The 13,206-nt window shown below is 68.1% G+C and carries 11 protein-coding genes; 10 read left to right on the top strand and 1 reads right to left on the bottom strand.

The window, feature by feature from the left end; genetic code table 11:
- The first annotated feature begins 66 nt into the window (after positions 1–66).
- Genes Amac_RS44215 through Amac_RS44195 form a run of 5 tightly spaced genes read left to right on the top strand, consistent with a single transcriptional unit; the run spans position 67 to position 6,069 of the window.
- On the top strand, positions 67–1,698 hold the full coding sequence (locus tag Amac_RS44215) for a class I adenylate-forming enzyme family protein (RefSeq protein WP_218041661.1): 1,632 nt from the start codon (positions 67–69) through the stop codon (positions 1,696–1,698).
- Between the two features lie 7 nt (positions 1,699–1,705).
- Positions 1,706–2,629: an alpha/beta hydrolase gene (locus tag Amac_RS44210; RefSeq protein WP_155360437.1), complete on the top strand. Its 924-nt coding sequence runs from the start codon at positions 1,706–1,708 to the stop codon at positions 2,627–2,629.
- A gap of 1 nt (position 2,630) precedes the next feature.
- Entirely contained in the window at positions 2,631–4,592 is a 1,962-nt protein-coding gene (locus Amac_RS44205; protein ID WP_155360436.1) for an alpha-ketoacid dehydrogenase subunit alpha/beta, read from the top strand.
- A 45-nt stretch (positions 4,593–4,637) separates the two neighbouring features.
- The gene (locus Amac_RS44200) at positions 4,638–5,888 is read left to right on the top strand and encodes a cytochrome P450 (RefSeq protein WP_155360435.1); all 1,251 of its coding nucleotides are present in this window, start codon (positions 4,638–4,640) and stop codon (positions 5,886–5,888) included.
- Positions 5,881–6,069, top strand: coding sequence for a ferredoxin (locus Amac_RS44195; RefSeq protein WP_246269089.1), 189 nt, complete (start codon positions 5,881–5,883; stop codon positions 6,067–6,069). Before Amac_RS44200 ends, Amac_RS44195 begins: the two co-directional genes overlap by 8 nt.
- Before the next feature lie 3 nt (positions 6,070–6,072).
- Here the strand turns inward: Amac_RS44195 and Amac_RS44190 are convergent, their stop codons facing one another.
- Positions 6,073–7,071, bottom strand: a complete 999-nt coding sequence (locus Amac_RS44190; RefSeq protein ID WP_170322967.1) for a LacI family DNA-binding transcriptional regulator — start codon at positions 7,069–7,071, stop codon at positions 6,073–6,075.
- A 320-nt stretch (positions 7,072–7,391) separates the two neighbouring features.
- Here Amac_RS44190 and Amac_RS44185 point away from each other — a divergent pair, with 320 nt between their 5' ends.
- From Amac_RS44185 to Amac_RS44165, 5 genes are all read left to right on the top strand, one after another.
- On the top strand, positions 7,392–8,591 hold the full coding sequence (locus Amac_RS44185; RefSeq protein WP_170322966.1) for an ABC transporter substrate-binding protein: 1,200 nt from the start codon (positions 7,392–7,394) through the stop codon (positions 8,589–8,591).
- A 4-nt stretch (positions 8,592–8,595) separates the two neighbouring features.
- Positions 8,596–9,531: a branched-chain amino acid ABC transporter permease gene (locus Amac_RS44180; RefSeq protein WP_155360432.1), complete on the top strand. Its 936-nt coding sequence runs from the start codon at positions 8,596–8,598 to the stop codon at positions 9,529–9,531.
- Positions 9,528–11,222, top strand: a complete 1,695-nt coding sequence (locus tag Amac_RS44175; protein WP_155360431.1) for a branched-chain amino acid ABC transporter ATP-binding protein/permease — start codon at positions 9,528–9,530, stop codon at positions 11,220–11,222. The genes Amac_RS44180 and Amac_RS44175 overlap by 4 nt, the downstream gene beginning before the upstream one ends.
- Positions 11,219–11,920, top strand: a complete 702-nt coding sequence (locus Amac_RS44170; protein ID WP_170322965.1) for an ABC transporter ATP-binding protein — start codon at positions 11,219–11,221, stop codon at positions 11,918–11,920. Before Amac_RS44175 ends, Amac_RS44170 begins: the two co-directional genes overlap by 4 nt.
- Before the next feature lie 163 nt (positions 11,921–12,083).
- Entirely contained in the window at positions 12,084–13,202 is a 1,119-nt protein-coding gene (locus Amac_RS44165) for a thiolase C-terminal domain-containing protein (protein ID WP_218041660.1), read from the top strand.
- The last annotated feature ends 4 nt before the right edge of the window (positions 13,203–13,206 follow it).

Genomic DNA, 13,206 nt, shown 5'->3' with positions numbered 1-13,206 from the left:
TCGTGTGCCAGCATGGCATTGCCTCGGGCGTCAAGACACCTGAAACTGCTCGAATCGAGGACATCAATGCATGATTCGGACGGGATGGCCTCGGACTCCGGCACCATTCCTTCGAGCTTCGCGGCTGCTCTCAAAGCGGCTCCTGACCGTACGGCGGTCCACTATTTCGGGCGGGACGTGAGTCTGCGATCTCTGGACCGGTGGGCCGACGCGATCGCGACAGGCCTTCAGGACGGTGGGGTGCGAAAGGGTGACCGCGTAGCGATCATGCTGCAGAACGTCCCCGAGTACGTCGCCTCGGTGATCGCGACCTGGAAGCTCGGCGCCGTCGTAGTGCCGTTGAACCCCATGTACACCGCACGCGAGCTCACCGCCGTCATCGACGACTGCGGGGCTCGGGTACTGATCTGCCATCCGTCCACCGCCGATGCCGGGCTCAGCCGGCTCGCGCTGGACCTCATCGTCGTGACGGAAGGCTGGGGACTGGCCCAGCGGCGTGAGCCGCGGCTGAGCCTGCCGGGTCCGGTCAGCGAGCCGTACGCCGGTCGCGCGCGCTTGGTCGGTCTCGATGAGTTGACGGCCACCGTGGACGCGCGCGTGCACGAGTTCCGCATTCGTCCCGGTGACCTGGCCATTCTGCCGTACACGTCGGGAACGACCGGTCCGCCGAAGGGCGCGCGGGTCACCCACGCGGGCGCGTTCCACCAGGCGTGCCTCTTCCGGGACTGGTTCGACCTGGGTGCGTCGGATTCCGTGCTGGCGGTCTCGCCGCTCGGTCACATCACGGGACTCATCGCGCACGTGGGCGTCTGTCTCGTTACTCCCATGCCCCTGGTGCTCGGTTACCGGTTCCACCCGGAGGTGATGGCGGAACTCTGCGAGGACCGGTCATGCACCTTCACGGTCGGCGCCATCACCGTCTTCACGTCGTTCCTCAGGACGCCAGCCGTGCGTCCGGAGAGTCTCCGTTCGCTGCGCCAGGTGGTATCCGGCGGGGCGCCCGTGCCCAGAGCGGTGGTCGAGTCCTTCCGCGAGCGTTTCGGGATCTCCATCACGCCTACCTACGGGCTGACCGAGACCACGTCCTCGAGTCATCTGGTGCCGGCAGGGGTCGACCCGGCCGTGGACCCCGGCTCCGGGACGCTCAGCGTCGGCGTTCCCGTGACCGGCGTTTCCGTCAAGGTCGTGGACAAGGCCGGGCTGGCTCTCGGCCCGGGCGAGCCGGGAGAGATCGAGATCTCCGGACCGGGCGTCGTGGACGGTTACTGGGCGAAGCCGGTCGAGTCGGCCGCCGCGATCCGTGCGGGCTGGCTGCGGACCGGCGACGTGGGATTCGTCGACGAGAACGGGTGGCTCTTCGTCGTCGACCGGTTGAAGGACATGATCATCGCGTCGGGGTTCAAGGTGTGGCCGCGCGAGGTGGAGGACGTCCTCTATGAGCACCCGGCGGTGCACGAGTGCGCTGTGATCGGCGTTCCGGACCCGTACCGCGGTGAGACGGTGGCGGCCTTCGTGAGCCTCAAGCCGGGCGTGTCCGCCGCACCTGACGAGCTTGTCGAGCACTGCCGCGCCCGAATGGCCGCGTACAAGTACCCGCGGGTGATCCACCTGCTGGACGACTTGCCCAAGACCACGTCAGGCAAGGTTCTGCGGCGTGAGCTGCGGGCCTTGGCGGCGGGCATCGCGACACATCACTAGGAGAGATATGACACGCGAAGACATCGAGTTCGACAGTTGCGGTGAGACGGTCCGCGGGTGGTTCTATCCCGCGTCGGGCGCCGAAGGCCCCGCGCCGACGGTCATCTTGGCTGGTGGCTGGTGCTACGTGCGGGAACTCGTGATGCCGTACTACGCCGAGCGTTTCGCGGCCGGAGGCGTCAACGCCCTCGTCTTCGACTACCGGAACCTCGGCGTCTCCGACGGCGGCAACCGCCAGCATCTCGACCCTTGGGCACAGATCCGCGACTATCAGAGCGCCTTGAGCTACGTGGAGACCCGCGCCGACGTGGACAGTGACCGTCTCGGTGTCTGGGGCATCTCGTACTCGGGCGGTCACGTGCTGATCCTGGGCGCCATCGATCCCCGGATCAAGGTGATCGTCAGCCAGATCCCGGTGATCGACGGCTACCGCAACATGCGGCGGGTCCACGGCACGGTCGGCTTCCGCAAGCTGCTCAGCCTGGTGGAGGAGGATCGGCGGCTGCGCGCCGGCTCGTCCGACAAGCAGCTTTACCTCGCGCACGCCTCCGCGGTGCCGCACGAGGAGATATCCGCCTGGCCGTTCCCCGAGACCTACGAGACCTTCGCCGCGCTCAAGGCCAGTGAGGCGCCCGGGTACGAGAACCGCAGCACGGTCGAGTCCGTGGCGCTGCTCATGGAGTACCACGTCGGCCCGTTCCTCGGCCGCCTGCTCCAGACCCCCGTCCTCATGATCGCGGCAGAGGGGGACGACCTGACGCTCTGGGACCTTGAGATCGAGGCGTTCAACGAGATCCCGTCGCCCGCCAAGCGGCTGGAGATCTTGCCTCACACGACGCACATGACGCTCTACAGCGATCGCGGCAAGCTCGAGGTGGCCGCCGGTCACGCGACCGAGTGGTTCGTGACGCATCTCACCGCCGGAAAGTGACATGAGCGCAACCGCGACGGACGCGGTCGCCCGGTTCCGGACGATGGTCAGGATCCGGGTGTTCGAGGACCATGCGGCCCGTCTCTATCGCGATGGGCAGATCCCTGGTTTCGTGCACCTGTCCACGGGCCAGGAAGCCGTCGCGGTCGGAGTCTGTCATGCGCTGCGGCGCCAGGACGTGATCACGTCCACCCACCGTGGTCACGGTCACGCGATCGCCAAGGGCGCCGACATCGAAGCGATGTTCGCGGAACTGATGGGACGAGCCACCGGCACCTGCGGCGGAATGGGTGGCTCCATGCACATCGCCGACCCTCGGCTCGGCATCTTCGGGGCCAACGGGATCGTCGGTGCGGGCATCCCCATCGCCGGCGGCGCCGCGCTCGCCATGAAGCTGAAGCGGGAACGGCGGGTGGCGGTGGCCTTCTTCGGCGACGGAGCCGTGGCCACCGGCGCCTTTCACGAGGCGACCAACCTCGCGGCCTGCCTGTCGCTTCCCCTGCTGCTCGTCTGCGAGGACAACGGCTACTCCGAGTTCTCCTCGACCCACACCCAGCATCCGGTGCCCGTGGCGGAACGGGCGCGGGCCTACGACCTGCCGGCGCAGGTCGTGGACGGCAACGACGTGGCCGCCGTGCACGACGCCGCCATGCGGATGGTGAGCGTCGTGCGGTCCACCTCCCGTCCTGCCCTTCTGGTCGCTCGTACGCTCCGCCGGCGCGGACACTACGAGGGCGACCCGCAGCGGTACCGATCCGAGGCCTTCGACGCCTCCTTCAGGGATCCGCTCGACCAGGCGCGAGAAGCCCTCGTCGAAGGGGGCGTGCCGGCTGCGGATGTGGATCGGTGGGAGCAGGAGGAGCGCGCGTTCGTCGACGCCGCCCTCGCCCGCGCCTCGGCGGCCCCATGGCCGGAACCGGACCGGATGGTGTCGCCGCTGGCGGCCACCTACCCGGAGCGGGAATCGCCCGGCTTCGCGGAGCGCGGACCGCGCACCCGGGTGAGCCGCCTCCTGAAGAAGGCGATGGCGGACGCGCTCGATGACGACCCGGGCGTCTTCCTCGCCGGCATCGACGTCGGTCTGGGCGGCAACGTGTTCGGCCTCACCCGTGACCTCGCGGCGAAATTCCCGGATCGCGTGATCGACACGCCCATCTCGGAGTCGGCCATCATCGGCGCCGCCGTCGGCGCTGCTCTGGACGGAATGTCGCCTGTCGTCGAGCTCATGTATCTCGACTTCCTGGGGGTGTGCCTGGACCAATTGCTGAACCAGGCGGCAAAGCTGCGCTTCATGACGGGAGGCGCCGCTCGCGTCGGACTCACGGTGCGGACGCAGTACGGCGTGGGCCGCTCCTCGGCCGCCCAGCACTCGCAGAGCCTTGAGGCGCTGCTCGCCCACATCCCTGGTCTCGTCGTCGTGATGCCCTCCGCTCCCGAGGACCACTACGGCTTGCTGCGGTCCGCGATCGCTTCTCCCGACCCGGTGGTGTTCATCGAGAACCGCTTGCTGTACGAGAAGGAGGCGTTCGAGCCGCAACTCGATTTCCGCGTACCGCTCGGGAAGGCGCGAATCGCCCGCCAGGGCGACGACGTCACGGTGGTGAGCGCGTCGCAGGGCGTCTGGACGGCCCTGCAAGCAGCTGAGCGGGCCGCCGGCCACGGCATCTCCGTCGAGGTCGTCGATTTGCGGACCATCAGTCCGTGGGACCGGGAGACCGTGCTCGCCTCTCTCGCCAAGACCTCCCGCATCATCGTGTACAGCGAAGCGGTCCGCGAGTTCGGCATCTCCGCGGAGATCCTCGCCGAGGCCGCCGAGTCCGGCTTCTGGAACCTGGACGCGCCGCCGCGCCGCCTGGCCGGGCGTTTCAGTCCCGTTCCCTACTCGCCACCGCTGGAGCGGGCCTGGCTCCCGTCAGCCGACAACCTGTTCGATGAGATTCTTCACATATGCCGCGACAAGTGACATTACGGTGCATTCTTTGCATCACCACACGATTGGGATGAGCATGTGAATACTGCAGTGGAATCGCTCGACCTCCTCGCACCCGAGGCGATCGCGGACCCGTACACGTTCCTCGCCGAGACCCGACGCGGACCAGGTCTGGTCTGGAGCTCCCGGCACAAGGCATGGGTGGCGACCCGCCACGGTGACGTGACCGCGCTCCTCCGCGATCCCCGGCTCACGGCGAACCGGGTGGGGACCTACCTGCGCAAGCACGGGGAAAGTCCCGAAGCCCAGGCGGCCGCGACCTTCTATCGCGTCGCCCAGGAGTGGATGAGCCTCAAGGAGGGCGCCGACCACAGCCGCCTCCGGTCGCTGGTGCAGCGAGCGTTCAGCCCGCGTGTGGTCAAGGACATGGCCAGCCTGGTCGTGGAGCTGTCCGACGAGTTCGTCGACACCTTCCCTGTCGGCGAGTCCTTCGACCTGCTGGAGCGCTTCGCCTTCCCGCTGCCTGCCACGGTCATCGCGGGAATGCTCGGCGTTCCCGTCGAGGACCGTGATCGGTTCAAACAATGGTCCCAAGGGCTTTCCGCCCTGGTGTTCGCGGCCAGCGACGTGGCCGACCGGCATGAGTCGGCCGCGCGGGCGACCGACGAGCTGTCGGCGTATATCGCCGACCTGATCGCCGAGCGGGAGGCCAGCCCACGCGACGACCTGATCTCGCATCTCATCGAAGCGGGAAGCAAGCAGGACAAGCTCACGCATCTCGAGATTGTGGCCCACGCCATCCTGCTCCTGTTCGCCGGCCACGAGACGACGACCAACCTCATCTGCAATTCGGTCGTGGCGCTGCTCGCCAACCCTCCGGCCGCCGACGCGCTGAGGTCTGGCGACGTGGACGCCGGCCTGGCCGTCGAAGAACTGCTGCGTTACGACAGTCCCGCGAAGACCGTCATTCGCGTCGCGCTGGAGGATGTGGAGGTCGCCGGAACGCGGGTGTCGGAGGGGGACCGCATCCTCCTGATCCAGTCCGCGGCCAACCGTGATCCCGAGGTCTTCGCCGACCCCGACGTGCTCGACCTCACCCGCGCGAACGCGGGCGCCCACACGTCCTTCGGGTCCGGTCCGCACTACTGCCTGGGCGCCCCGCTGGCGCGTCTCGAGGCTCGTCTGGCACTGCCCATCCTGCTGAGACGTACGGAGGGCCTGGCGCTCGCCGGTGACCTGAGCTGGCAGCCGAACCTGCTGACACGAGGCCTCGAACGGCTCGACGTCACGATCTCCGGCCTGAAATCGAAGGGATTCTCGGATGGGTGATGTGGTGCGCCCTGTCGTCGACCGCGACGTCTGCGTGGGGGCGGCCAACTGCGTCCGCCTTGCTCCCGGCGTGTTCTCCCTGGTTGACGGACAGGGGTACGCCGACCCCGCGGGCTCGTCGGACGTGACGCTGATGAGCCAGGCCATCGACGAATGTCCAGTTTCGGCAATCGAGTGCTAACGGTCAGCGGGACCGGGGGCGTGCGGTGGACTCGCGGACCACGAGTTGCGGAGGGAAGATGAAGGGCTTCTTCGGCGCCGCACCCCCCTGGATGAGCGATACGGCGAGGATGCCTGCCTGGGTGCCGACGTCCTGCGCCGGGTACCGCACGGTCGTGAGCGGTAGCGAGAAGTCCCGGGCCATGGTGGTGTCGTTGTAGCCGACGACCGACAGATCGTGCGGGACGCGGAGGCCCGCGACCCTGGCCGCCTCGATCAGGCCGAGGGCCATCGGGTCGTTGTGGGCGAAAACCGCGGTGGGGAGCTGGTCGCGCGGTCCGGAGAAGAGCTGCTCACCCAGCCGGCGACCCTCGGCCGCCGTGGCGTGGGCGGCGAAGAGCGTCGGAGCCGGCATGATCCCCCGCAGGCTGGCCGCGGTCTCGAAGCCCCTCGCCCGGTTGCGGAAGGTGGCCGCCTCGGGAGGACCCATCAACTGGATCAGCCGGGTGTGTCCGAGGTCGGCGAGGTGGTCGGCGACGAGGGCCGCCCCGCGGACGTCGTCGCAGCACACCGTGGGGAGCTTGACGGAATCGAGCGTCCGGATCGCGAGGACTGTCGGAATCGTCCGAGCAAGACTCGCCATGAGCTCCGCGTCGGCTTCCGTCGCCGCCAGGGAGATGATGGCCTCGACGCGTCGTGCCCGGCACCTTTCGAGGGTCCTTCTGCTGCGCTCCGGTGAGTCCGCGGACTCGGCGATGAGAGCCGTCAGGTCGTTGCGTTCCAGCACGTCGCCGACGGCGCGGAGAACATTGACGATCGCCTCGTTGGCCAGGTCGGGAACGAGGATTCCGACGGTCGAAGAACGCCGGCGGCGCGTGCTGGCGGCCGCCGGGTCGGGCGTGTAGCCGACCTCCTCAGCCGCGCGAATGACACGCAGGCGGGTCGCCTCGGCCACGAGGTGCGACTTGTCGGGGTCCAAAGCCCTCGAGACGGTCGCGGGGTTCAGGCCAAGCGACTCAGCCAAGTGCTTCATTGTGAACTGGGCCATCTACTGCGCTTCTCCCGACTCGCTCAGGGACCGTCCCGGAGGCTCTGGGCCGCTTCCGGCCACTAAGTATCACTCTATCAATCAATGCAATCGATTGACATCTCCGGTTTCGCCGCCGTACGGTTCTCGACACTCGGTGGAGCAGACCCACGCAGCACTCCGGAAGGACCCTTCACATGGCCATCAATCGACACTCTCGGGGTCTCGACAGGCGACACTTTCTGCAGCTGAGCGGCTTGGTCGTCGGCGGGTCCGCGGTTCTCGCGGCCTGCGGCGACGGTGGCTCCGGTAGCGCGGTGACCGCGGATACTTCATCCAAGCTCGGAGAATTTCTCCGCATCGACCAGTACGCGGGCAAGGGGACGCAACTCGACCTCGGCGTTGTGCTGCCGTCTTCCGGCTCTGGTTCGGCCTACGCGTCGGAGATGAAGAACGGCGTCGAACTCGCCGTGGCACAGCTGACCGGCGCCGGCGCCCTGGAGTGGCGTCCCCAGTACAAGGACAACAAGAGTGGCGATCCCCAGGCCGGCATCGACGCGACCAAGGATCTCGGGCTGACGGGGACGCCCGCGATGCTCTGTTCCTACATCGCCGACCTGGGAGCACAGGTGCCGGGGATCGCGCAGTATCAGATGCTGACGCTCGACGGGGCCGGGGGGACGGGGACCTTCGCGCAGTCCAAGCCGTACTTCTACGGCGCTCGCATCATCATCCCCGACGACATCTATCCGGGCACTTTCCAGTGGTTCAAGCAGGCGCAGCCGCAGGTCAAGAGCATCGCTCACCTGACGTGGGACCTCGGCCCGTCCACGACGCAGCTGCTGGACTCCTCGCGCGAGGCGATCACGTCCGCGGGCTTCAGCGCCGCGGCGCACGTGTCGTCGGCGCCGACGAACAGCGACTACAGCGCCCAGATACGCGAGATCGAGTCGTCCGGGGCGAACGCGGTCATCATCTCGGTCCTGGACGACGTCAGCATCGCCGCGTTCCTGAAGCAGTACGCGGTGACGGGCCGCAAGGACGTCGTCTTCGTCAGCACGACGAACTTCACGCCGAAGACCTACCAGACGGTGGCCGGCTCGGACGCGCTGACGAACTACCACTTCTGCTACGACTACTTCGACGGGACGACGGCGACCAGCGATTTCGGCAGCTACTTCACCCAGGCGTACCAGGACGCGTACAAGACGGACCCGACGAGCCTGTCCGCGAACTTCTACGAGGACACCCTGGTGCTGTGGGAATGCGTACGCCGGGTCAACGAGAAGGGCGGCGACCCGAGCAAGGGGTCGGAACTTCTGGCCGCGTTCGAGGCGAACCCCGTCTTCCCCAGCGTCTACGGGGGCAGCGGCGCAGAAACGGGCGTGATCTCCTTCGACAAGTCCACCCACTCCGTCAGCAAGCGTCCGTCCGGCATCTACACGCAGAAGGACGGCAAGGTGGTCGCCGTGGCCACGTTCGACGTGTCGGGTTCCGACTTCCGGCTCGACGGCTGACACCATGCGCGACACCGTCGGCGCCTTGATCGAGGGGTCCGCCGCTGGCCTCGGCTATGCGCTCCTGGGTGCCTCGTTGATCCTCATCGTCGGCACGACCGGCCGATTCCACTTCGCCATCGGCGTCAATTACCTCCTGGGCGCGTACGCGGCGGTGGCGGCTTCACTGGTCCTGCCGTGGCCGATGGCCGTTGCCACCGGTGTCGTCGCCGGCGGTGTGAGCGGGGCGCTCATCGAAGCGGGCCTGTACGACCGGGTGGAACGTTCCGCTCCCGCGAGTGCGCTGCTCAACATCTTCGTGGTCGCGTTCGCGCTCATGTCCATCGCGGAGGGCGCGCTGCGCCTCCTGCTTTCCAGCGGTGGCGGTGTCCGCAAGGTGAGCGGGTTCAGCGACCAGCAGATCTCGCTCCTCGGCGTGACCATGACGAAGCTCAACCTCTGGCAGGTCGCGTACGTGCTGCTCGCGCTCCTGGCGATCCAGCTCCTGCTCGTGACCACGAGTGCCGGCCTCCGGGTCCGCGGTGTTCGCTCGAACCGGGAACTGGCCGCGGTCCACGGGGTGAACCCGCGGCACGTGAACGTGCTCGTCTTCACGCTCGGGTGCGCCGCCGTCGGCGGCCTCGGTGTCTTCGCCGCGCTCCGCACGTCCGCGACGCCGGACATGGGTCTCACTCCGGCGTTCTACGGCTTCGTGATCGCCTTCGTCACCGGGCTCGGGCGCCCCTTCTTCCACGCGCTCGTCCCGGGGCTCGCGGTCGGAGTCACCGAGCGAATGCTGCTCAACCTCATGAGCCCGGCCCAGACCCAGGTCGCGATCTTCGGGGTGCTGTTCCTGCTCCTGGTCCTCAGAGCGGCGCTGGCCAGCCGCTGGTTCGTCGCCCATGCGACGAGGCGCCGCCCTGCCTCCCGGCCGGCCGTCGGAGTAGGAGGGACCGGATGAACTCCCAGATCCAGATAGACGTGGTCAACGCCTGCCTCCTGGCGGGCGTGCTCGCCCTGTCGATCAACCTCCTGCTCGGCTACACCCGCCACATCTCGGTGGCGCACGCCGCGTTCGCCGGGGTGGGTTCGTACGCGGCCACGTGGGTCTCCATCCAGCAAGGACTGCCCTTCCTGACGTGTGTCGCGATCGGCACCGGCCTGGCGCTCGTCTCCGGTGTCCTGGTCGGACTCCCGTCCCTCGGGCTCGCGGACGAGTTCCTCATCCTGCTCACGCTCTGTACCGGCGCCCTGTTCACCGGGGTCGTGACGAGTGCCCCCGACCTTGGCGGCGCGTACGGTCTCCTCGGCATCGAGCAGGTGACCGTAGCCGGCAGCACCCTCCTGCGGCCGTCCGACTGGCTGCCCTACCTGATCCTGGCGTTCGGGTGCGTACTCGCCATCTGCTGGTATCTCACCCGATCACCCTACGGACGCCGGCTGCGCGCCGTGGGGGACGAGCCTACGGCGGCGAGTGCCCTGGGTATGCCGGTCCAGCTCCTCCGGCTGCAGGTATTCGCGCTGGCGGCCGGCCTGGCCGGGTTCGCCGGAGCGATCAGCGCCTACTACAACCAGGTGACCTCGCCCGCGATGTGGAGCTTCAACCAGACGCTCCTCATCATCATCATGGTCATCGTCGGCGGATCGGGAACGCTGGCCGGCCCGTGCCTGGGGGCCGTCGTGATCACCGTCCTGCCACGTGCGCTTCAGTTCGCCGGCATGCCTCCGGACCGGGCCGGCCTCTACAGCCAGATCATCTTCGCTGTCCTGCTCATCGGGATGATCCTGGTGCGTCCGGGCGGACTGATCCGCCGCAGACCTGGGTCTCGCATCGTTTCGAACGTTTTCGCCGCTGCGGTGGGACTGAGTCCCTCGGCTCCCCGCGCCGGTGCGCTGGCCGTACGAGCCGAGGGTCTCAGCAAGCATTTCGGCGGGGTGGCCGCACTCGACGGAGTCACGATCGAGTTGCCCCGGCAACAGATCTCAGCGCTCGTCGGCCCCAACGGCGCGGGGAAGACGACGCTGTTCAACGCGCTGACCGGCTTCCTCCCGGTGGAAGGCGGCCGGGTGTTCATCGGTGCCACGGACGTCACCTTGAAGTCGCCGGCGTACCGCGCGCGGCTGGGGCTCGTCCGCTCCTTTCAGGATGTGCGGTCATTCGCGACGATGTCGCCACTCGACAGCGTGACGGTGGCCGTGCCCGCCCGCCGGGGCTCCGATCTGGCCAGTGGCTTGCTGCGCCCGCGAGCCACCCGGCGAGCGGAGAGGTCGTCCCGGGAGGCCGCGCGTTACTGGCTCGAGTACGTCGGCGTCGATGCCGACGATCTCCGCCCCACCGGGGACCTGTCGTTCGCGGAGCAGAAGCTGGTCGCCCTGGCTCGCACGCTCGCGTCTGGAGCGGAGGTGCTGCTGCTGGACGAACCGCTCAGCGGAGTCGACGAGAGATGGGTGGACACGATCATGGATCTGCTCGAGCGGCTTCGTGCGGACGGCCACACCATCTGCATCGTCGAGCACAGCCTCCACGTGGTGAGCCGGCTGGCCACGCAGGTCTTCTTCATGGAGGCGGGAGCGCTGACCGCCACCGGCACCGTCGAGGAACTGCTCGGGCGGCCGGAGTTCGTCGACAGTTACTTCGGGGCGGCATCATGACGGACCCACCCCTGTCCTGTGACCGGCTCTGCGCCGGATACGGACGCAAGCGGGTTCTGCACGAGGTGACGATCAGAGCCCTGGGCGGCCGGGTCCTCGCCGTGCTGGGGCACAACGGCGCCGGCAAGACGACCCTCCTCAAGACCATGGCCGGTCTCATGAAGCCGCAGGCGGGCCAGGTCACCTGCGCGGCGGGGTCCACCACCGCGGCGCTCCGGTCGGGCTTCACGACGTTCGTGCCGGCCGAGCGGTTCGTCTACCCCGACTTGACCGTCGAGGAGAACCTGCTGCTCGCCACGCCGGCCCGGTCGCGGAGAGACGCGCCGGACCGGATGGCGCGAGCATTCGACTACTACCCGGTGCTCGCGCACCGGCGCCACACCAGGGCCGGTCTCTTCAGCGGTGGCCAGCAGCGGATGCTCAGCATCGGCATGGCCCTCATGCGCGCGCCCTCGGTGCTGCTCCTCGATGAGCCGTCACTCGGCTTGGCGCCGGCCATCCAGGACCAGCTCTTCGCCTCCGTCCGCCGGCTCGCTAGCCTGGAGTCCCTGGCAGTGGTCCTCGTCGAGCAGAACGTGACGAAGGCGCTCAGCGTCGCCGACGAGGTGATCGTGCTCCGCGCCGGGCGGACGGTGCGCAGCGGCGCGGCCCACGAACTCAGCGGACTCGACCGCACCCAATGGTGGGAACTGTTTTAGCCACGCGAATGCAATCGATTGACATGCCAAGAGGCCGGAACCTAGGCTCCTCAACCAGAGGGTCGGGAAAGGCGAAAGCGAGAGATTCTCAGTGCCAGATCAACGCATTGCCATCGTCGGGGTGGGCCAGACCACCATTTGGCCCCGAGGCCAGTCAGCGCCCTTGACCGAGGTCGACCTCACGTGCCGAGCGCTGATGTCGGCCTGCGACGACGCGGGAATCGCCGTCACCGATGTGGACGGCTTCGCGTTCTACCGCGGCGGGGTTGACGCCGGTCTGCTGGCCCAGACCCTCGGCATCGACGAGATCACATTCTGCGCGTCCTTGTCCGGTGCCGGTGGGGGGTCGGCCGGCTCATTGGGACTCGCCGCCGCGGCGATCCAGTCGGGGATGGCCACAGTCGTGGCCTGCCCGATGGCGTTCCAGCAGATCGGCACGCGGTTCGGCGCCGCGTACGCGCGAGACGGCGTCGGGGGCGGCCCCCTGTACAACCACGCGTCGCCCGAGGACGACTACCTCAGACCTGCCGACCTCGTGGCGCCGGCCCAGATGTTCGGGCTGATCGCGCAGCGCCACATGCACAAGTACGGGACGACGAGAGAGGCGTTCGCGGAGGTGGCGATCACCTTCCGCGACAACGCGCGCAAGACGCCGGGCTCGCTGATGACGAAGCCGATGACCCGCGAGGACTACTTCAACGCCCGGATGATCAGCGACCCCATCTGCCTCTTCGACTGCTGTGTCGAGTCAGAGGGGGCGGGTGTCGTCCTGGTGACGTCGCTGGAGCGGGCGAGGGATCTCAGGAAGACGCCCGTCGAGGTGCTCGCGTCGGTTCACGGCGGGGAAGGCGACTGGGGGCAAGGAATCATGTGGCTGAACATGCCGGACGAGATCTTCTCCTCGTCGGGCCATCGCGGGATCGCGAAGAGGATGTATGAGCGAGCCGGCATCAAGCCGGCCGACGTCGATGTGGCGATGATCTACGACCACTTCGCACCGATGGTCCTCCTGCAGTTGGAGGATTACGGATTCTGCGCGATCGGCGAGTCGAACGACTTCGTCCTGGACGGGAACATCCGGATGGACGGCGCGATCCCGGTGAACCCCAACGGTGGCCAGCTGTCGAACGGCTACCTGATCGGCTTCAGCTTGGTCACCGAGGCCGTGCGGCAGGTTCGCGGCGAAGGCGCCAACCAGGTCGCCGGCGCGGAGGTGGCGTTGGTGACCGGTGGCCCCGCCGCGCTGCCGGTGAGCGGTTCCCTCCTGCGGGCGGTGCGCTGACATG

Origin of the sequence: Acrocarpospora macrocephala (assembly GCF_009687865.1) — a bacterium.
Lineage (GTDB): Bacteria > Actinomycetota > Actinomycetes > Streptosporangiales > Streptosporangiaceae > Acrocarpospora > Acrocarpospora macrocephala.
Note: the sequence above shows the minus strand (reverse complement) of the source record. Positions and strands in the feature narration are given on the sequence as shown.